Origin of the sequence: Vibrio sp. 1-1(7) (assembly GCF_013048485.1) — a bacterium.
Taxonomy (GTDB): Bacteria; Pseudomonadota; Gammaproteobacteria; order Enterobacterales; family Vibrionaceae; genus Vibrio; species Vibrio fujianensis.
Genome location: NZ_VHSP01000001.1, coordinates 489,324 through 510,864, shown reverse-complemented (window position 1 = coordinate 510,864; position 21,541 = coordinate 489,324). Strand labels below are relative to the sequence as shown.

At 41.8% G+C, this 21,541-nt stretch carries 21 protein-coding genes; 1 reads left to right on the top strand and 20 read right to left on the bottom strand.

Annotation, left to right across the window (positions count from 1 at the left end; genetic code table 11):
- The first annotated feature begins 62 nt into the window (after nt 1–62).
- Entirely contained in the window at nt 63–2,207 is a 2,145-nt protein-coding gene (pta, locus tag FKN05_RS02425) for a phosphate acetyltransferase (protein WP_099612587.1), read from the top strand.
- A gap of 63 nt (nt 2,208–2,270) precedes the next feature.
- Here the strand turns inward: pta and FKN05_RS02420 are convergent, their stop codons facing one another.
- From FKN05_RS02420 to FKN05_RS02325, 20 genes are all read right to left on the bottom strand, one after another.
- Nucleotides 2,271–3,218 (bottom strand): glutathione S-transferase family protein, encoded by a 948-nt coding sequence (locus tag FKN05_RS02420; protein ID WP_170887226.1) that lies wholly within the window; start codon nt 3,216–3,218, stop codon nt 2,271–2,273.
- A 315-nt stretch (nt 3,219–3,533) separates the two neighbouring features.
- Complete coding sequence (locus FKN05_RS02415; protein ID WP_170886824.1) at nt 3,534–4,172, bottom strand: OmpA family protein; 639 nt, start codon at nt 4,170–4,172, stop codon at nt 3,534–3,536.
- A 113-nt stretch (nt 4,173–4,285) separates the two neighbouring features.
- The gene (locus FKN05_RS02410) at nt 4,286–5,614 is read right to left on the bottom strand and encodes a TadE/TadG family type IV pilus assembly protein (protein WP_099612590.1); all 1,329 of its coding nucleotides are present in this window, start codon (nt 5,612–5,614) and stop codon (nt 4,286–4,288) included.
- 2 nt (nt 5,615–5,616) lie between these two features.
- The gene (gene tadF / locus FKN05_RS02405; RefSeq protein WP_157928716.1) at nt 5,617–6,138 is read right to left on the bottom strand and encodes a tight adherence pilus pseudopilin TadF; all 522 of its coding nucleotides are present in this window, start codon (nt 6,136–6,138) and stop codon (nt 5,617–5,619) included.
- The gene (locus FKN05_RS02400; protein WP_099612592.1) at nt 6,119–6,616 is read right to left on the bottom strand and encodes a TadE family protein; all 498 of its coding nucleotides are present in this window, start codon (nt 6,614–6,616) and stop codon (nt 6,119–6,121) included. The genes tadF and FKN05_RS02400 overlap by 20 nt, the downstream gene beginning before the upstream one ends.
- Nucleotides 6,606–7,469, bottom strand: a complete 864-nt coding sequence (locus tag FKN05_RS02395; RefSeq protein WP_170886822.1) for a tetratricopeptide repeat protein — start codon at nt 7,467–7,469, stop codon at nt 6,606–6,608. Before FKN05_RS02395 ends, FKN05_RS02400 begins: the two co-directional genes overlap by 11 nt.
- Nucleotides 7,462–8,361: a type II secretion system F family protein gene (locus tag FKN05_RS02390; RefSeq protein ID WP_245869628.1), complete on the bottom strand. Its 900-nt coding sequence runs from the start codon at nt 8,359–8,361 to the stop codon at nt 7,462–7,464. The genes FKN05_RS02395 and FKN05_RS02390 overlap by 8 nt, the downstream gene beginning before the upstream one ends.
- A complete protein-coding gene (locus FKN05_RS02385) occupies nt 8,351–9,271 on the bottom strand; it encodes a type II secretion system F family protein (protein ID WP_161427029.1) in 921 nt (306 codons plus the stop codon). Before FKN05_RS02385 ends, FKN05_RS02390 begins: the two co-directional genes overlap by 11 nt.
- On the bottom strand, nt 9,268–10,557 hold the full coding sequence (locus FKN05_RS02380) for a TadA family conjugal transfer-associated ATPase (RefSeq protein WP_161431031.1): 1,290 nt from the start codon (nt 10,555–10,557) through the stop codon (nt 9,268–9,270). Before FKN05_RS02380 ends, FKN05_RS02385 begins: the two co-directional genes overlap by 4 nt.
- On the bottom strand, nt 10,554–11,807 hold the full coding sequence (locus tag FKN05_RS02375) for a CpaE/TadZ family protein (protein ID WP_099612595.1): 1,254 nt from the start codon (nt 11,805–11,807) through the stop codon (nt 10,554–10,556). Before FKN05_RS02375 ends, FKN05_RS02380 begins: the two co-directional genes overlap by 4 nt.
- Before the next feature lie 3 nt (nt 11,808–11,810).
- The gene (locus FKN05_RS02370) at nt 11,811–12,329 is read right to left on the bottom strand and encodes a hypothetical protein (protein ID WP_099612596.1); all 519 of its coding nucleotides are present in this window, start codon (nt 12,327–12,329) and stop codon (nt 11,811–11,813) included.
- Entirely contained in the window at nt 12,326–13,654 is a 1,329-nt protein-coding gene (locus tag FKN05_RS02365; RefSeq protein ID WP_161427909.1) for a type II and III secretion system protein family protein, read from the bottom strand. Before FKN05_RS02365 ends, FKN05_RS02370 begins: the two co-directional genes overlap by 4 nt.
- A 10-nt stretch (nt 13,655–13,664) precedes the next feature.
- Nucleotides 13,665–14,474, bottom strand: a complete 810-nt coding sequence (gene cpaB / locus FKN05_RS02360) for a Flp pilus assembly protein CpaB (RefSeq protein WP_161427908.1) — start codon at nt 14,472–14,474, stop codon at nt 13,665–13,667.
- A 28-nt stretch (nt 14,475–14,502) separates the two neighbouring features.
- On the bottom strand, nt 14,503–14,901 hold the full coding sequence (locus FKN05_RS02355) for a prepilin peptidase (RefSeq protein WP_170886820.1): 399 nt from the start codon (nt 14,899–14,901) through the stop codon (nt 14,503–14,505).
- 31 nt (nt 14,902–14,932) lie between these two features.
- Nucleotides 14,933–15,163 (bottom strand): Flp family type IVb pilin, encoded by a 231-nt coding sequence (locus FKN05_RS02350; RefSeq protein ID WP_170886818.1) that lies wholly within the window; start codon nt 15,161–15,163, stop codon nt 14,933–14,935.
- A gap of 604 nt (nt 15,164–15,767) precedes the next feature.
- The gene (gene oppF / locus FKN05_RS02345; protein ID WP_161428410.1) at nt 15,768–16,760 is read right to left on the bottom strand and encodes a murein tripeptide/oligopeptide ABC transporter ATP binding protein OppF; all 993 of its coding nucleotides are present in this window, start codon (nt 16,758–16,760) and stop codon (nt 15,768–15,770) included.
- Nucleotides 16,757–17,728 (bottom strand): ABC transporter ATP-binding protein, encoded by a 972-nt coding sequence (locus tag FKN05_RS02340; protein WP_161428409.1) that lies wholly within the window; start codon nt 17,726–17,728, stop codon nt 16,757–16,759. Before FKN05_RS02340 ends, oppF begins: the two co-directional genes overlap by 4 nt.
- A gap of 32 nt (nt 17,729–17,760) precedes the next feature.
- On the bottom strand, nt 17,761–18,663 hold the full coding sequence (oppC, locus tag FKN05_RS02335) for an oligopeptide ABC transporter permease OppC (RefSeq protein ID WP_161428408.1): 903 nt from the start codon (nt 18,661–18,663) through the stop codon (nt 17,761–17,763).
- A 19-nt stretch (nt 18,664–18,682) separates the two neighbouring features.
- Complete coding sequence (gene oppB / locus FKN05_RS02330; protein WP_099612604.1) at nt 18,683–19,603, bottom strand: oligopeptide ABC transporter permease OppB; 921 nt, start codon at nt 19,601–19,603, stop codon at nt 18,683–18,685.
- A 99-nt stretch (nt 19,604–19,702) separates the two neighbouring features.
- Nucleotides 19,703–21,334, bottom strand: coding sequence for an ABC transporter substrate-binding protein (locus FKN05_RS02325; protein ID WP_170886816.1), 1,632 nt, complete (start codon nt 21,332–21,334; stop codon nt 19,703–19,705).
- Nucleotides 21,335–21,541 lie beyond the last annotated feature (207 nt).

The window sequence follows — 21,541 nt, the reverse complement described above, 5'->3', positions numbered from 1 at the left end:
CTTTGTTCTTTTCAATCTAATTCTCTTTAGATTGCAATCAATAGTGTTGAGGTACTTTACGAATGTCCCGTACTATTATGCTTGTCCCTATCAGTGCTGGTGTTGGTTTAACCAGTGTCAGCATGGGGCTCCTGCGTGCAATGGAGCGCAAAGGTGTAAGTGTTTCTTTTTATAAGCCAATTTCACAACCTCGTAGCGGTGGCGATCAGCCTGACCTCACCTCTACCATCATCAGTCATAATAGCGACATGAAAATTGGTGAACCAATGCCAATGTCTGCCGCAGAAGCATTGATTGGTGGTGAAAAAATGGATGTTCTACTAGAAACTGTCGTAGAACGTTATAACCAAATTATCGTTGACTCTGATGTCACTTTAATTGAAGGGTTAGTACCTACGCGCAAACACCCTTTTGCCAACCAAGTTAACGCAGAAATTGCCAAAACTCTTGGCGCTGAAATTGTGTTTGTTGCAACGCCTGGAACGGATAACCCAACCCAACTCAAAGAACGTATTGAGGTTGCTTGCTCAAACTTTGGTGGCACTAAAAATAAAAATATCTCAGGTGTGTTGATCAATAAATTAAACGCCCCTGTCGATGATGCAGGGCGTACGCGTCCTGATTTATCTGAAATCTTTGATGATGCAGATAGCGCTAAACAAGCCAATCTTGAAGTGATGCAGATTTTTAACAGCAGTCCGATTCGCGTGTTAGGCTGCGTGCCTTGGAATGTTGATTTAATTGCAACTCGAGCCATTGATATGGCTAAACATCTGAACGCAGAAGTGATCAATGAAGGCGATATTAATACCCGTCGTATTAAGAGTATAACCTTCTGTGCCCGCTCTATCCCACATATGATCGAGCATTTTAAACCGGGTTCACTGCTTGTTACTTCCGCTGACCGTCCTGACGTGATCGTCGCTGCCGCCCTTGCTGCGATGAATGGCGTAGAAATTGGTGCCGTGCTGCTAACTGGTGGTTACGATATGCCTAATGAAATCGTTAACCTATGTAAACCTGCGTTTGATACTGGCTTACCGATTTTTAAAGCTCAAGGCAATACTTGGCAAACCTCGCTAAACCTCCAAAGTTTTAGCCTTGAAGTTCCTGCTGATGATAAAGAACGCATCGAATTTGTCAGTGAACATGTGGCAAGCCATATTGATGGCCCATGGATTGATACGTTGACAGAAGGCACACAAGCCACTCGACGCCTCAGCCCACCTGCATTCCGTTACCAGTTAACTGAATTTGCTCGTCGTGCTAACAAACGCATTGTACTACCTGAAGGTGATGAACCTCGTACTGTAAAAGCCGCCGCTATTTGTGCAGAACGTGGAATCGCTCGCTGTGTGTTGCTAGGTAATCCCGATGAAATCAAACGCGTTGCTGCACTACAAGGTGTTGAATTGGGCGCTGGCGTTGAAATCATTGATGCCGATGCGGTACGTGAAAACTATGTGGCACGCTTAGTCGAGCTTCGTGGTGCAAAAGGCATGACTGAAGTCGTAGCGCGTGAAAAACTCGAAGACTCCGTTTTCCTCGGTACCATGATGCTGGAAGCAGATGAAGTGGATGGCTTGGTTTCTGGTGCGGTTCATACTACGGCCAACACCATCGTACCGCCTTTCCAAATCATTAAAACTGCGCCTAATGCGTCTATCGTTTCTTCTGTTTTCTTCATGCTCCTGCCGGATCAAGTTCTAGTCTATGGTGACTGTGCGATCAACCCAGATCCAACCGCAGAACAGTTAGCAGAAATTGCGATTCAATCAGCCGATTCAGCAGCTGCATTTGGTATTGACCCACGCGTAGCAATGATCTCTTACTCTACAGGAACCTCCGGTAAAGGTGCCGACGTTGATAAAGTGCGTGAAGCAACACGTATTGCACAAGAAAAACGACCCGATCTGATTATCGATGGCCCACTGCAATACGATGCCGCAATTATGGAGAACGTAGCAGCGTCTAAAGCACCAAACTCTCCTGTTGCTGGTAAAGCAACTGTGTTTGTGTTCCCTGATTTAAATACCGGTAATACCACTTATAAAGCGGTACAACGTTCAGCAGATCTTGTCTCTATCGGCCCAATGCTGCAAGGCATGCGCAAACCGGTCAACGACTTATCTCGTGGTGCTTTGGTGGATGATATTGTCTACACCATCGCACTAACAGCGATTCAAGCGGCTCAGGATCAGAAATAATCCTTCGTTACTGAACAACATAGAGTAAAATTAAAGCCCTCGATTTTGATCAAGGGCTTTTTATTAATTTAAATCACCTCGCCCATGATCAGATTCTAAATCTAAATCAGGCCCAACCGGTACAACTTGGGTTGGATTAATCATATTATGACTAAAATAGTAATGCCGTTTGATATGATAAAAATCTGTCGTCTCTTTAATTCCTGGCATTTGGTAAAGCTCTTTCAAATAGCCATTTAGATGCTGATAATCGGCAACACGCTTTTGATTACACTTAAAATGGCCCACATACACCGCATCAAAGCGAATCAAGGTGGTAAAGAGTCGCCAATCCGCTTCTGTCAAAACTGGCCCAGCCAAATAACGATGGGTCGCTAAATGGTGGTCGACTTTATCCAGTGCTGCGAACAACGATTCATACGCCTCTTCATAAGCTTCTTGAGTGGTTGCGAACCCGCAACGATAAACACCATTATTAATATTGGGATAAATAAAAGTGTTCCACTCATCAATAACTTCGCGCAATGCCAATGGGTAATAGTCGATATCATTACCAGTTAATGAGTTAAACGCCGAGTTAAACATACGAATAATATCTGCAGACTCATTGCTCACAATTGTCTGAGTCTTTTTATCCCACAGAACTGGCACCGTAACACGGCCTGTATAATCAGCCTTAGCCTGAGTATAGAGTTGATGCAGTTTACTATAGCCAAATAAAGGTTCTGGAATACCAAATTGCCACCCTTGGCTAAGCATATCAGGGCAAACAATCGTAATATCGATATGCTCTTTAAGTTGTTTCAACTGGCGGAAAATTAAGGTTCGATGCGCCCAAGGGCAGGCTAAAGAAACGTAAAGGTGATAACGACCAGATTCTGGTGTAAATCTCGCACCCGGTTTATTTTCGATCCAATCACGGAACCCAGCCTCTTCCCGGACAAAATTTCCACCATTGGTTTTAGTATCATACCATCCCTCATGCCACTGCCCTTCAACTAACTGACCCATCATTCACCTCATACCCAAGTCTGCTGGCTTATTCACCATTATAGGTATGCTCTATTGCGATCACACCGGAGCAAGTTGGTTAAGTTATTCGAATTTTTTGAAGGTAAAATAAGAATCATAAAAAAGCCACGCACTACGAGAGAGTTAGTGTGCGTGGCAAACAGAAAGCTTACCCCTTGTGACTTCAAGCAATGTGTGGACAACATCCATCCACGACAAACATATCGAGCCTCTGTGGGCCTTTTGCTATAGCAATGTATTGTTCACTGAGTCGCCACCTACCTGCAACTCTAGATTGCTTGGCGATAACGGATATTAGTGAATATCTACCCGACGATTTTTAGCGCGCTGTTGCGCTGTATCATTACTAATCAGCGGCCTTTTCTCACCATAAGAGATGGTATCAATCGTCATCGATTGCTCAGATTGTTGTTGCAAGTAATCTGCCACTGATTGGGCTCGACGTAAACCGAGCGAAAAGTTGTACTCATCACTACCAATATTATCCGTATGTCCTTCTACCTTAAGAGTTTGATCATGCTGTAGACGTTCTATTATTTGCGCTAAAACATAGCGTGAAGAATCCGTCAATTCTGACCGATCAAAAGAGAAATAGACTCTGGCCAAAAGTTCACTGTCTTCAGTTGACAAAGACTCTGCATGATTGAGTAGATATTCAACACACATCTCTTCGATACCAGCAGAGTACATCTGCTGTGCAACAAAGGCGACACTGGCAGAATAACGTGCTTGATCTTCAATCTGAGGAAAAGCACCTTGATTTAGATACACTCGACGCCCTTGCCCAATTTGAACTTGCTGCTCAAACTCCACATCAAGACTATTGCAATAATAATACATCGCATTTTGTGTTGGTTGCTTGGTAGAGGAGACACCCCAAGGGCTGACCGTCAATAATAACAGCATAAATAGGGTCGTTACTGTTCTTTTCATTATAAAAAGTCCTTTATTTAAAGAGGTAAATGAACGCAGCCAACACCGCTGTATCTTCAAGTAAGAAGAGCATATAAGCCTATTAACTGGTAACCATAATAATATTGATTTTTTCATCGTGCTAAATGCCCAATCTCTTCGGTAATTAATTCAAGTATTTTATTTTTAATGTCATTTCTATTCTCAGCGGAGAAAACATTTTCCTGTCCTACACAATTTCTCATTTGTGGAAATGCATTAATATTATAGTCAAACCCAACTGCCACCATACGAGCGGTAACATCATCACCTTCTACTGTTTTTTGATTATTCAATTCATTTAATATTCTATTGCATAAACCTAATGCGGTAGGACTGCTGGGTGGAAAACCTGGATTTGCCGGATTAATCAGTTTATCAGTTGTTCGCCAATAACTATCTTGCCCATCGGACAATAAAATAATTAATCGTCGAGGATTATTACCAGCCAATGCCATTTGTGCTCCTCGAATAATACCTGCATATGAAGATGTTCCACTTCCTGTAGAACGCATAATATTAAAACTATTAGATTTTATTTTTGTTCTAATAAAACTCATATTATCTGTCAAATTAACATCTTCAAATATAGAAATATTGGTAATTGAACCGGCAACGGGGTTATGAGCGTTAGAATTTAAATTAAAAACATCTCTTATTGTTGCCTCAGCGTTGACATATCGGTGATCATCCCCCGGATAATCACTTTTACAACGCCCTTCAACCCACTGCCGATTCCAAACCCAACAAGTTAAATGATCATAATAGGTTCGAGTATTATTTACGACTCTACTGGTATAAAAATCAAACCCAACAACCGCCAACTTATTACGTTTTTCTGAATTAACATTATATCCATTAAATGTTTCTAATTCGGTTGATATATCAGATATAATATCTTTTAAATCAAGAAACTTCCTTTTTGAACCGCCATCCCAAAACTCATACATAGATGCTGAAAAATCAGCAACTAAGACAACATCCACTGTTTCAGAATGATATTTTCTAGTAATCGATTGATCAAGAACTTGATAATTTTTACCAAATCCAATAATAGCCTCATTGCCGGGAAACCAAGTGGGTTGAGTGATACTTGCGGTAACACGATATTCAAAAAATCGTCGTTCTTGATCACGGCAGTTTTGGTTATCTTCACAATTCAATTTTTGGATTTCAATATCTTTATCTTCTATTTTTGCTAATGGAAAATAATACTGAACATAGCTTTTGGCTAACGTTTTATCATCAGAACCTTGCCCTGCAACCGCAAGGCTGGCTACTTCAACCGCTTCAAGTAATCGAGCTTTATCTTGTATTGCACGAGCACCATCAGTACCTAATGTAAATACACCAAACAAAACAGGAATAAAGAGAGCAAATAAAATTGCCGCATGACCAGATTGTTTATTAAGATTGTGATTCATCGTTATCTCCCCATCGTTATCGATCGGCTAGAAACTCGGGAAAAATCTTGTCCAATTAAGTCACCAAACCAACTCTCGGTGTCATAACAAAGTGTGACTTGGTATAAAGTTGCATGTCGACCAAACGTTGTGACAAAATCGAGAGACGAGTCAGGATGTTGACTTTCACAATCGATCCCTCGGTGGTAAGGCAAAACAACATCCACCCCATTACGAACAATATCTAATTGAAAACCAAATTTTTTATCATCAAAGCTTCCCGACGTTCGATGTAACGAGCGACGAATAATATCGTAAATAGTATCAACTTCTGTTTCTCCCACCGAAAAGTTATCAGCGCCTGCCAATTCAGTTCTTTCTTTAATAATACTGACCGCAGAATAAGACATGCGATCTAACTTTCCTTTATAGGCAAGCTTTACGACTATATCCGCACTGAACACTAATAGCAGAGCAAAGAATACTCCGATAATAGCAAATTCCACGGTAAAGTTACCAAGTTGGTTATTGCGCGAATGTTTCACGTTGATATTCCTGAATCACAATAGCTTCACGGGCGAAAAGTGTTTCGCTACTTAAAAAGAAATTTAAAATAGGTTGGTAGTCATAACTAATATGATAAACCGCAATCGCCATATCTTTAGGGTCATTGCAATTAAATGCATCTCCCGTTTCCCCTAAACAGCGTGTTTCATAAGAATGTAAGTCATCTAAATGTTTAACAAATTGCACTTTTGCTTGAAATTTATTTGCATCAACAACATAGCGCCACAAACTATTTTCTTCACTCAATAATTTATTAAATTCGGCGACATAATTAATACCATCTGTTTTTTTAGCTTCTCTTGCTGCTTTAGCTATTGCAAGATCACCCAAGCTAGAAATATAAGACATAAAACTCATTTCTACCCAAGCCATACACATCAACCAAAAGGCAAAAAAACCGCCAACAAACTCGATTGTTGCCACCCCTTTTTGCGAGAAACGTGCATCATTGTTCATATTTTTCTCCTGATGATGGACTGGTCTTTTTTGCTTTTAGTTCATCAGGTGCTACGGTATCACTATCTAAAACTATTTTAGCATCAGCCTGATCAGCAAAGTTAATGTTAGAGGCTAAATTTAAACTTCTTAATGATTGATATAATTTAACAATTTCATCTTGACTATATTGGTCAGCATAAAAAACCAATAAATGGTTTAAACTACCTTTTTTGGCCATAATAATAGCTAAGTTTGCTTTCACCTGCTCATCCGCTTGTTCATTCATATATATAGGTAATAAACGAGCCGCAGCGCTATCATAATCGCCTTCTAACATATCAATTAACGCTAAATTATTTTTGATAGTAATATCATCAAACATTAATTCTCTAGCTTGAGTAAACAGTGCCCTTGACTGTACTAAATCACCCTGTTGAGCATAAATAATAGCGAGTAGGTTAATCACCTTAGCATCCATTGGGCTTTTATCTCGTGCGAGATGAAGAGAATGTTTCGTCTCTTCTATTTTCCCTAAACGAAATAACGCTAGTCCTTGTAAATAAAAGACTTGCCCTGTATTCGATTTATGGTTGATTAAAGGGGCCAAGGTAAATAATGCCGATTCAGCATCTTGATAATTTAAATAGACTTCAGCCAACTTTAGTCGTGTTTCACTTTCTTCCCCCTGCTTCAATTGCCTTTTATAAAGCTCAATCAGGGCTGAATAATTCGATGTTTTTGTATAAATCTGTTCTTGATCAACAGAAGTTAGATCTAAGTTTCCACTCACTACTTGACCTTGAGTTCCAGCCGTCGTAACACAACCGGAAAGTATGATGACAAAAAGAAACATCACGATTTTTTTATGCATTAGCCATCATCCTCATTATCCCTGGAGCAGCGATTAAAATAACAATAGGTACCATGATAAAAATAATCAAAGGGATCGACATTTTCGCAGCTAACTTGCCAATTTTTTCTTCAATTTGTAGCATTTGTACCTCACGAATATCAGCTGATAACGTCGTTAGTACGCTGTATATTGAGCTTCCATACTGCAAACTTTGTTTTAATGTCATCACAAAGCTACGCATTTCATTCGAGGGAACTCGTTGATAAAGTTCATCAAGAGCTTGCTCTAAACCAACTAAACGCGCGCGATCATCTGTTTTTACCAGCAAGTAGCTAATATCTTTATCAAACCCTTTCATCTCCTTCGCTAAATAACTGATGGATGATTCAATCGTCATCCCGGTTTGAACACATACCGCCATTAAGTCTAATAAATAAGGTAATTTAGCAGAAATTTTGTAGCTCAATTGCTTGGCGCGTATCGCTAAATAGCTATCGGGTAAAATTAGACTAATGACTAACCAAATTGCCACGCTAATAAATAAACTATGGCCAGTCCAATGAAAACGTAGCGATAAGGCATAACAAGCAAGACAGCCCAATAACAACAGAGTATATTTTATCGGCATAAAATAAGTAGCAAGTTTCGGATTATAAAATCCAGCGGCTAAAAATTTCTGTTGGACTTGTTGCTTATCAGATGAGAAAAGACTATTAAGTAAACGAGAGAGCTGATCAACCCATGTCGATTTAACTTTCTTTTGCTCATGATAATGAAAGTCTTGCCATAACTGCTTCTTACGCTCACTACGTAAAGAGGCAATTAACAAAACGGTACCAATCATAATGGCGATAATTGAAAACAGGCTACCGATTGAAGTATGTAACCAATAAAAAATACTATCGAACACTTTTCATTAGCCCCCATACAATGGCAATACCAATCGCCTCACTGATCAACACATAATAGAGAATAGGTCGGCCACCGGGATCAAACATGACAAACTCATAATTCTCTGGGCTCAGGTACTGCAAAATAAATAAGAAGAAGAAAGGAATCGCGGCAACAATTTTTGCAGAAGTACGCGCTTCTGAAGTCAGAGCATATTTTTTCTTTTCAATCGAGCGAGCATTAAAAAGTAGTCGATTTAAGCGTAGAATAATTTCTTTTAATTGTCCTCCGCGCTGCATATTAGCCCGTAGAGTAATGACAAAAAAATGAAACGAAGGATAAGGAAACCGTAAGCAAGCTTTACGAAACACATCATCTGGTGATTCGCCTAACTGTAATCGCTTGCCCATAATTTTAAACTCTTTACCGACTTCATTGTTGAGTGTGTTCCCTACATACATAATGGCATGAGTAATACTTTCCCCTGCCGAAACCGCACTGCTAAGCATGTTAAGTGCATCTGGAAAACTTTCTTCAAACTGATTTTTTTCGCGTTTTTTTAGCCAAAAATAAGCGAACGCTAACCCAGATAGTACTGTAATTACGACAACTAGCATCACTGAACCACGAACAAAACGTTGGTTAAACTCCATCCCTAAAAAAATCAAGAGGCAGAGATAACTTACTACTTTTATGACAGCAAGTTTACCAAGTTGCTTATTCAGATTACGCCAGCCTTGGGTTGCTCTGTCTGTCCATGTTCGATCAGAAAGCGATTTTATATCAATTGCTTGCTGCTCAGAGGTCATAGAATCAACATAAACCGTTCGGCTAAACTGGTCTAAGTAATCATAACGTTCACGAGTGCGCTTGCGCTTTGCAAACCACAACAAAACCACTCCAATCAAAATCAGCAAGATGGCTATCATGCTCGCTTCTCTCCCACCTCACGAAAGGCTTTGGCCAAGTTCTCTTCTAACCCGAAAAAGCGCGCTTTTTCATATAAAACAGATCGTTGCATTAAGCCTGAAGTGATGAAACTGCCGTTTACTTTGCCATCTTCACTTTGACGAAGGTTAGGTTGAAAACGAAAAATCTCTTCTAAGACGACACTTGAACCCTCTAGCCCCATGACCTCAGTAATGCTCATGACTTTTCGGCTACCATCATGCAGCCGATTAATCTGGATAATGAGGTCAACAGCACTGACGATAGTGCGACGAATCGCTTCGAGTGGTAAATTGCTGGTTGCCATCATCACCATCGACTCTACCCGCGCTAAAGCATCTCGTGGGGTATTGGCGTGCAGTGTAGACATCGACCCGTCGTGCCCTGTGTTCATGGCTTGTAGCATTTCAAATGCCTCAGCGCCACGACACTCGCCAACAATGATGCGATCTGGTCGCATCCGTAGCGAGTTAATGACTAAGTCTCGCTGGTTAACTAACCCAGTATTTTCAATGCCTGCTGTGCGGGTTTCTAAGCGCACAACATGAGGTTGCTGTAAGCGCAATTCCGCTGCATCTTCAATGGTAATAATACGTTCGTTTTCAGAAATAAACTGAGATAACGCATTTAGCATCGTCGTTTTCCCCGAGCCAGTCCCTCCTGAAATTAAAATATTTAATCGGCAGCGAGCTGCAACCATTAATACCTGAGCCATTTCAGGGCTCATCGCTCCAAACTCGCATAATTTGCTAAGGTCTATACTTTGCTTTTTAAACTTACGGATGGAAATGGCAGTGCCATCAATGGCTATCGGCGGAATCACTATATTAACTCGGCTTCCGTCCTGTAAGCGTGCATCACAAGTTGGGGACGACTCATCCACCCGTCGACCAACACGTGCAGCAATTCGTTTTGCTATATCTAGTAATTGTCTTTCATCAATAAAATCTATGTGGGCTTTTTCAACCAATCCACCACGCTCAATAAAAATATTTTCATGGCCATTGATCATAATATCGCTAATGGATTCATCGTCCATTAACGCTTGTAGGGGCCCTAACCCAACAAGCTCATCCACCAAGTTTTTCACAAATTCTTGACGGATCACTTTTGGTACCGTTAACCGTTCACGCTCAATCAATAATTCAACCGCACCATCAAGCTGCTTGGCGAGCTGCTCTTTACTCATCTGCGCGATAGCTTCGGGCTCCAACGCATCAAAAATTTGTTTGCGTAGTCCGACATAAATTGCTTTTGCGCCGATCATGATTTTTTCAACCATTGCTGAATTTGTTGTAATAAGCTTCCCTTGGCTTGAACAAGCGTTTCGCCTAATAATAAGCAAGTCAATTGTTTCAACGGCTCAGCCGCTTTCAATTTGGATGCAACAACACGTTTATCTTCTAAAATGGTGGTATTAATTGCTTCACAGTAAGGGATCTCTACATCGATCGGCTGCTTAAGAATGGTTTCTGCTTCTTGCCTTCCTGCCGTTGCTAACTTGCTGGCAACCGTATGATTAAGAACCGTAATTAAGCGTAGCGCAGGGTTACTATTGAGTTTATGCACTCGCTCTTTCAAACGTGCAGCCTCTCGCACTGAAGAAACGGTCGGATCAATCACCAACACCACCATGTCTGCATGAGCAAGAAATTTATCGGCTTCTAAGCTAAATCCAACCGAAGAGGAAAGGTCTTCTAAGATAAAGTTAACCTCTTCTGAAAGCTGATCCACCACAACATTGGAGTAATCCAGCAAAGATAAGGTATCTAACTGTTCCGACGTGATAGCCAACATAGACAACATCGGATTCTGTTTGTGTAATAAACTTTGTGCCGAAGCACTGTCTAATGACGAAGCAAGTGAACCTTTTTGGATTTTCCGTTTTTCTAATTTACGAATCCCCATCAAGATATCTAAGTTACCGCCGTAGTAATTTTGATCCACAATCAAACACGAGGTTTTACGAGCGCTACTCAACTGGTACGCCACTTCCGCAGTAATCAAACTGGCTCCTACGCCACCTTTTGTCCCTAAGATGCTAATGTATTTGGCTCGACGTTTTTTTCCAGGGCCTCGGTGGCTACTACGCTGTCGGTTATCATAAACACTACGGACAAAATCGATAAACTCTTGCTTGCTGACCGGCCAAAAAACATAATAAAAACCCATCGCTTTTAAATTACGAATGGTCGAAATTGCATCTTCACTGCCCACCACAATAACTGAAGCATGGTTAGGCAATAAGTGGCTAATTCGCTCTGCATCAGCGCTAACATCTCGGCTATTATTTAGCTCAACAATCACGATCTCAATATCTGACTGACGCACATGTTCAGCAATTTGATCATCTTGGTTTTTCGCCATTGCTGGAGGAACAATACCTTCAAATCGAAAGGCTTCTTGCACCAATTCTTGACATTCAGCGGTTTGATAAAACAGCACCGAGGTGATTTTTTGCTGCTCTATGGTTTCAGTTTGCTGCTTTTTACTGAGTAAATCGACTAAATCAAACATTATTTAGCGACTCCCGTGCTGAAGGTGACTTTCTGACTGGAGCATTTTTTGGGGATTAACCATCGACTGCCAGCGTGAACTTTCTATAAAACATCCGGTTCCTTCTTGACCAAAACGACTCACCTGAGCATAGGGACAGACCGGAACAACCACTTTATGTGCTAGAATGTCTACTTTAAAATCAAAATGTTGTCCAAAACTATTAGAAGATTTTTCGAGACGTAACTGCTCAGAAGCCACCCCTAAACGACGTAACTTCTGCCGAGTTTTTATTGCAAAACGTTCGCCATCAGGAGTACGCCAATATAGAACGATTTGCTGCGTCACCAATGCGGCATGCTGTTCATGTAAAAAATCGTCTAATCGCGTTTGTGCCTTCGCAAGCTGCTGACGGTTGGTTTGTAAAGCCAGTGAGGTAAGCACAGGATAGACCTCTATTGCAGGGCCAGATTGATCCGGACGACCAGAACTACAACCGATAAGAACCCATAAGAGTCCAAACATTACCATTGATTTTTTCATTGCTTAAACCCTCCCGTGGCGAGAATTTGCTGGCTCAACTGCTGTTCTACTGGGCTTTTTTCCGGGTCTAGAGCAAAGAAACGCTCTAACGTTGAAGTACGCTGCATACTCGGTAACTGAATGCCAGATGGTTGAATGGGTTGAACTAAATTGACTGTGGCAATGATGACTAATTCAGTTTTGTTACGGCTGGTTTCGGTATGACGAAATAATGCACCCAGGATAGGAATATCGCCGATAAAAGGAATTTTTCTCAATAATTCGCTCTCTTCTTTATTGAGTAACCCCCCCAAAACAAAACTTTGTCCATCGCCTAATTCAACGGTGGTTCTTGCGCGACGAGTTTTTAAGGCAGGTAAATTGTAAGTATCATTGGCGTATTGAGTATCTAGCGAACTGACTTCGGGCATCAGTGAGAGGCGAATTTTATCGTCACGTTGTACTTTCGCCATCATCTCTAATCGGACACCAAACTCTTTATAAAGAACATTCGTACCACCATCAACGATAGTAACGACCGGTAATTCTCCCCCCACTAAAAAACTGGCGGTTTCTCCTGAAATAACCGATAAATTAGGCTCGGCTAACACTTGCCCAACGGTATCATCTCCTATAGCACTGATCAGTGTCATGATGTCAGTGCTGCTAAATTGCCTGAGCGGATTGACAAAAATCCCACTATTTTGCCCACTGCTTCCAAGCTGAATGCCGAATTTCTCCATAAACGATTGAGAAACTTCAGCAATCGATAATTTCACATTCACCTGCTTTGTACTGGCTACTTCAATATTATTTACCACCCCTTCAAAGCGACGACGCTGCATAAACTCCATTTTGTAACTGTTATCACCGAGTTTCCATTCCACATCACTATCAATAGAATTTTTTCCCAATAACTCCCCAACCAACAGGTTGATTTCATCACGTTCTTTTTCGCTTGCGACCATACCACTGAGCACCACCTGTTCACCTAAATTGTAAACCGTGACTTCCGCATGTGGATACTTCATTTGAATTTGCTGTTGAATATGCACCATACTTTTATTGACCACTAATCGTCGGCTAGTTAGTGTTTGGCTGTTTTCACCAAAAACGATCAGATTTGCATTACCCACTTGTTTGCCAAAAACAACCACCGTATGTCGATCAATGACTTGATAATCAGCCACGTTAGGATCAGAAATAAAAATCGATTGGATTTCACCTTCCGTCCTTAAGGTTTGCGCATCACCTTCCGCTAAGTTAAGCATTCGTTGTGCATTGACAGGTAAACTCAGCACGCCCAATAGAATGAAAAGTAATAAAGAAAAATAGCGATGAATCATAATCCGTTCCTTAGCGTACCGTGGCTTTATCTGCCCGATATTCTTGTATGGCTTTGTAGTCATTGAGTACATCACCCGCATTGGCCGAAAGCTCACTCGCTTTACGATGACCACTAGAGAGGTGGATCTCTAACTGTGCAATATGCCGAGCAATGGTTAAGGTGGCCACTTGTTTACGGGTCAACTCTAAAATGACACTGGCCTGTGACGTTGTTGCTTGCTCGCGTCCTTTTCCTTCTATGAGTTGCTGTTGGTTCACTTGCAACACTTTGACTCCCATCAAAACCGGAGCTAAGGAGACCGTTTCAAAACTGCGCACAGTTTGATCATTAGCTAAATTCTGCTTTAAGGAAGCCAGCGCTAAAACATCGACCAAGGATCCCGGTCGAATCACGCCACCAATGACCGATTCCGCTTTTACCTGCAGAGGAAAAGGAACATGATCTGGCGTTAAAATAAGATCGATATAGCCAGCTTGATTAGGCCGTAATAGCATTTCTGGCCACACCACCCCTCCTTGAGCCAAGGGCTGGTTAATCCGCATCTCTGGCGCAAAATCTATCGTGATATCTTGATTGACTCCCAACGCGAGCGCTTGACGCTCATCCATTGAACGTAGTTCAAGATCCGCTCGAGTAATGGGTTGTCCTTTTTCTAATGGATGACGAGCAAGCCAAACTTGCCACTGTTTCACAGGCAATGGGGGGGGCTCTACAGCGAGAGTAGACGGAGTGGGCGGAGGCGTGGCTGGAGCAAATAATCCATAGCCACCAACGGCTATCGCAAGGAGAGCCAATGCAATTAAAAGCTTGGAATTCATTTCACCGTCCCAAGTGAGAGAAAATTATTTATAAAGAGGAGAGATAAATGGCACAACCACCAACTAAACTGATCGGCACTCCATAAGGAATGCCTTTTTGGCGTACAACCGTTAAATCAGTACACAGACCATAAAGCAAGTAGCCGAGAGCCATAATTCCACCTATCACTGTGATACCAACTATGGTTAATGGTAGATAATCTGGATGAATACCTAAACTAAGGACTGCCAATAGTTTAGTATCTCCCGCAGCCAATAACCGAAAGTAAAACAACACACACCCTACAGCTAATATAACTAGAGTATAGGGTAAAATTGTCCAGTTAGGCTGGGTCAACCAGCCTAAAAGGATAACGGCTAGTAATATAGCTAAGTACTGATTTTTAATATTACGCTTAGTTAAATCATCTATCGCTATTAATAGCAAAAAAAATTCGACTGTAAATATTAACAATTAATTAGTCACCAGATGCCGCGCCAATATTATTTGCTTCCGTTATCTTGCCAGTAATATTTTCCATTGCACCTTCTAGTGCTTCTTTTAATCCCCCTTCTCCACTAAATACAGCAAGCACAATCGCTGAAACAGCCACCCCGATAATCGCGTATTCAATCGCGGTAACACCGCGTTGATCGTGAGCAAAAGAGTCCAACAGTAAGCGAGATTTAATATATAATTTTGTCAACATGGAATTTTCCTTTTTTTATCATATAAACGAAAATTTGGAACAATATCACCAAATTTCATTTCAATACGGTAAGTTTAGTATTCAAAACTTGCATGTCCATCGAAAATCACATCAAAGTTATTGATTTAAATCTTTAATCTCAACCATGAGACAAAACAGAGCATTAACTCTAATTTAACTTATCATTCGCTTGATATAATCAGTAAATATCATGATATAAATCACATTAATCAAAGCATTATTACCGTCGTTGCATTGGTTCACAATGAGACGAATTTACTGAGAATTGACTAAAAAATATCAAGGATGCTAGAAAAACACTGAAACAATACGAATAACAAGAGGAAAATATTACTATTTACATTGTCCCTAACCTATATGGCTAGGGACATAAAGGGCGATACCCAAACCACTTGGAGTTGCAGTTAGGCGGCAAGTAAATGACAAATTTGTCTGGAACAAACTTGAACAGCCGTAGACTAGCCTTTGATGAGAACCACAGATGGCTCTCATCATCCCCATAAGCATAGACAGGCGATGTGGTTGGGGTGAACGAACGTAGCCGACACCCCTGCAGCTTCAAGTAGGAAGGTATATTGGTTAATTACAAATTAACCTGCAGGCAAGAGACCGCATGTTGATCGTCACCTTGAATGCTGGGCCGAATTTGCGCACAGGCGTCATTCGCTTGCGGACAACGAGTACGGAAAACACAACCTGAAGGCGGGTTAATCGGTGAGGGTAAATCCCCTTCCAACATTTGAATGGTTTTACTGCGTTCAATTTTAGGATCAGGAATGGGTACGGCTGACATTAATGCTTTAGTGTAAGGATGCAAAGGATTAGCAAACAAGGCTTCCGCTACTCCGAGTTCTACCGCGTTGCCTAAATACATCACCAAAACACGATCAGAAATGTGCTTCACTACGGAAAGATCATGCGCAATAAAAACCAGTGACAAGCCTAACTCTTGTTGTAGATCTTTTAATAAATTGACCACCTGAGCTTGAATTGATACATCCAATGCAGAGACGGGTTCATCACAAATGATCATTTTAGGGTTTAAAATCAATGCTCGTGCAATGCCAATTCGTTGGCATTGGCCGCCGGAGAATTCATGTGGATAGCGGTTAATGACATTGGGCAGTAGGCCTACTTTGGCCATCATTTCCTTGACACGATCTTTGACTTCTTGCTTAGACAGCTCGGGATAAAATGTCTGTAAAGGCTCAGCAATAATGTCTCCAACCGTCATCCTTGGGTTGAGTGAGGCAAGCGGATCTTGGAAGATCATTTGAATGTCTTTTCGGGTCTGACGGCGCTTAACGGCATTTAAGCGGGTCAGATCTTGTCCTAACCAAACAACCTCGCCAGCGGTTGCCTCGACCAAGCCGATAATCGCTCGCGCGAAGGTTGATTTACCACAACCAGATTCACCGACCACACCTAAGGTTTCACCTTCATATAAACGAACGTTTACCCCATCAACGGCTTTTAAAGTCGCCGGCTTACTCCAAGGCCACGCTGATTTGGCGGCGATAGAAAAATGGACTTTTAAGTCTTTAATATCTAATAAGAGTGATTTTTGATTGCTCATTTAGTCCAAGCCTCCCAATCAGAAAAACAGGCACGCTGACGTCCATCCGCAAACGGTGTCAAGATCGGCGCTTCACGCATACATCGGTCCATCACTCGATGGCAGCGTTCTTGATACGGGCAGCCTGTCGGTAGGTGCAGTAAGTTAGGCGGATTACCCGGTATGGTCGGTAGTACATCGCCTTCGGTATCTAACCGAGGAATGGCCTTAAGTAATCCTTCGGCATAAGGATGGCTGGGGCGATAAAAAATATCATCAACGGATCCATACTCCATTGTTCTTCCGGCATACATCACTAATACTTTGTCACAAGAGCCTGCGACCACCCCTAAATCATGAGTAATCATAATGATCGCGGTGTTAAACTCTTTTTTCAGTTCATTGAGCAAGTCCATGATCTGTGCCTGGACGGTCACATCCAAAGCGGTCGTTGGTTCATCGGCAATCAATAATTTAGGGCGACAAAGCAGCGCCATCGCAATCATTACTCGTTGACGCATACCACCTGAAAACTCATGCGGGTACATGGTAATCCGTTTACGTGCTTCAGGAATTTTTACTGCTTCAAGCATGCGGACTGATTCTTCAAATGCTTGCGCTTTACTCATTCCCTTATGTAGCATCAAGACTTCCATCAGTTGGTCGCTGACCTTCATATAAGGGTTCAACGAAGTCATTGGATCTTGAAAAATCATGGCAATTTGCTCGGCGCGTACTCTGTTCAGCTCACGCTCGGGTAAATTGAGAATTTCTTTTCCCTCAAATTTAGCGCTGCCTGAGATTCGACCATTTTTAGCCAGCAACCCCATAATGGCAAATACCGTCTGCGATTTTCCTGAACCGGACTCACCCACAATGCCTAATGTTTCTCCTTGTGTCAGAGAAAAGTTTAAATCATTGACCGCAGTGACAGTGCCATCTTGGGTGGTAAACTCCACCCGCAGATCTTTGACATCTAATAAACTCATTATTCTTTCCTTACCATCTAATTCATGTTGGGTTATCTGTCTTTTGGATCCAGCGCATCGCGTAAACCGTCGCCGACATAATTAAAACAAAAGAGAGTGACCACCATAAATGCGGCAGGAAACGCCAGTTGCCAAATAGCAATTTCCATGGTTTGCGCGCCTTCTTGTAACAACGCGCCCCAACTGGTCATCGGTTCCTGTACGCCAAGACCAAGGAAAGAGAGGAAGGATTCGGTCAAAATCATACTGGGGATCAGCAAGGTTGAATAAACCGCCACTATCCCTAATACATTAGGTACAATATGCCGAGTAATGATCCGCCATTGGCTCACCCCACACACATGCGCCGCCTCGATGAATTCTTTGCTCCGCAGGCTTAACGTCTGGCCTCGCACAATACGCGCCATATCCAGCCACGCAATGGCACCAATCGCCACAAAAATCAAAATAATATTACGGCCAAAAAAGGTCACCAAAACAATGACTAAAAACATAAAGGGCACAGCATAAAGAATTTCTAAAATACGCATCATCACCCGATCGACTTTGCCACCAATGAAGCCAGACGTTGCACCATACAAAGTACCAATCAACACCGCAACAAACGCGCCCATCACCCCAACCATCAATGAGATACGACCACCGATTAAAGTACGGACATAGATATCTCGTCCAAGGCTGTCGGTGCCAAACCAATGCTCGGCATTAGGAGCAACATGCATGGCATACCAATCGGTATCATCAAATGCATAAGGGGCCATCATGGGTAAAATAATCACCGCTAAAATCATTAAGGATAAAATGACCAAACTGACCATTGCAGCTTTGTTACGCATAAACCGATAACGCGCATCTTGCCATAAACTGCGGCCTTCTATTTCTAAATTCTCAGAAAATGTTTCAATCGCCGCGACATTATCTTTTTTTATTAACATTGCTCTATTTCCCTGTCGTTTAATAGCGAATTTTCGGATCAATCATGGCGAGTAAAATGTCCACAATGGCATTGAACAAAATAAACAGGAAACCGATTAAAATCGTCACCCCCATCACCAATGAATAATCCCGGTTAAACGCTGCGTTGACGAAGAGTTTGCCGATACCTGGTAAGCCAAAAATCGTTTCGATCACCACTGAACCGGTAATAATACCGACAAAAGCAGGCCCCATATAAGATACCACGGGTAAAAGCGCGGGTTTCAATGCATGTTTCACTACAATATACCGGTAACTCAACCCTTTGGCTCGCGCTGTGCGAATAAAATTACTGTTAAGTGTCTCAATCATGGAACCACGGGTTATCCGTGCAAAGGTGGCAACATACAGTAAAGACATCCCTATAACGGGAAGCACTAAGTATTTCGCGCTGCCATCCATCCATCCGCCCGCCGGAAATAAATTCCAGTGTAGAGAAAATAGATAAATCAGGGCTGGGGCTAACACGAATGAGGGCATCACCACCCCTAACATCGCCGTCGACATAATGGTGTAATCGATCCAAGTGTTATGTTTTAAGGCGGCGATAGTCCCCACACTGACCCCCATAATGAGGGTAAAGATAAACGCGACCAATCCTACTTTTGCCGAAACAGGTAAAGCAACTGCAATGAGTTCATTCACCGAATAATCTAAATATTTAAAAGATGGGCCAAAATCCCCTTGTAATACATTTACGAGGTAGGTGGTGTATTGTTCAAAGACGGGTTTATCTAAGCCATATTTAGCTTCAATATTAGCCATAACTTCAGGCGGAAGTGAACGCTCACTAGAAAACGGATTTCCTGGTGCAAAGCGCATAAGAAAGAAAGATATCGTGATCAACACCAACATGGTCGGAATTGCTTCAAATACCCTTTTTGCGATGAATTTAAACATAAACTCACTCTTGCTGTCTGTGACAATTGAAAACAGGTAGACGCTGTATGCGCAAGCACATACAGTGTCTCAATCGTTATTTCGTGGTTACCAACAAAATTACTCAGCTTTGATATAGAGATCTTTCGAGTAAATTTTTTCTTCTGGGTTATTGGACGGGAAACCACCCACTTTAGGCGAAAGTAACCGAGATTTCACATATTGATAGATAGGTGCAATCGGCATTTCTTTGGCGATCAGTGCTTCGGCCTGAGCATAGTACTCTTGTCGTTCTGACTCAGAAGTCGATGTTAAGGCTTTCATGATGATGGCGTCATAATCGGTATTGCCCCAATGTTGACCACCCGTTGTGTTATTGCTCATCATCAAAGTTAAGAACGAAGAAGCTTCATTGTAATCACCACACCAACCGGCACGTGCTACTTCAAAATCGCCTTGATCTTTTGAAGAGAGATAAGTTTTCCACTCTTGGTTTTCAAGCGTCACATCAAGCCCCAGTGTTTTCTTCCACATTGAACCTAGTGCGACAGCGATTTTTTTATGGTTTTCTGAAGTGTTATACAGCAAGCTAAATTTCAAAGGGTTTCCTTTCCCGTAGCCAGCTTCTTTCAGTAGGCGTGCCGCTTCTGCGTTACGCTCTTTTTGGCTCATTTTTCCGTAAGCAGGGTATTCTGGATGGAAACCGGCAGTAATTTCAGGGGTTAAGAAATAAGCAGGTTTTTCGCCTTGCGCCATAATAGCATCAGTGACAATGTTACGGTCAATAGCGTAGGAAATCGCTTTACGTACACGAACATCATCAAATGGCTTTTTCTTGGTATTAAATGAATAATAATAAGTACATAAATTACCTACCACAGAAACCGATTCCGGATACTCTTTTTTCAGCCGGCGGAAGTGTTCAATAGGCAATTCATAAGTAATATCAATTTCACCCGCTAAAAAGCGGTTCATCTCTGCGACTTGGTTTTCAATCGGAAGAAAAGTCACTTTATTGATTACGGTATGGGCATTATCCCAATATTGTTCGTTACGAGTCAGAACTAGTCGTTCATTCACCACCCAACGATTAACCACATACGCTCCATTACCAACAAAATGCTCTGGCTTAGTCCAGTTGTCACCATATGTCTCAATGGTTTTTTGGTGAACTGGCTTCATTGTGGTGTGCCCGGTCATCATGACAAAATAAGGCACCGCCTTTTCAAGTTCCACGACTAAGGTATGATCATCCAACGCCTTTACCGCAAGTGTACTTTTGTCTTTTTTTCCTGCGACAATTTCTTTGGCATTTTTAATCTTGGTGTATTCCATGTACCAAGCATAAGGCGAAGCCGTAGCGGGGTCGAGTGCGCGTTGCCAACTATAAACAAAATCTTGTGCAGTGACTGGATCACCATTCGACCATTTTGCTTCTTTTCGTAAATGGAAAGTGTACGTTTGGTTATCTGTGGTTTCCCAGGATTCAGCAACGCCAGGAATGACATTGCCATCTGCGTCTTGATTGACCAGCCCTTCTAACAAATCACGGATAACATGTGACTCGGGAACGCCTTGCGATTTGTGCGGATCAATGGTCGCCACTTCTGTCCCATTGCCTCGCACTATTTCTTGTATCTCTGCTAGTTTTGTTCCGGGAGGGACATTCGCTGCGAAAGCAGTAAAAGAGGTGGTGCCCACTGCTAAACTTGCGCTCAGCAACAAGGTTTGAGTGATTTTATTCTTATTCATCGTCGAAAAACTCCAAGTTTTTATCTTGCATCCATGACTTCACTATTGAGTTTCTAGAACGGCCAGAATAAAGGTCATAAACCAAACTCAATAGAGAACTTGGCACATTAGCAATCATTGAAGTAACTTGCCAATAAAATGTAGCTTGAGCAGATGATATTCTTAATCTACATCAATAATCAGCGTATAACTTCAGTTGAAATTGGC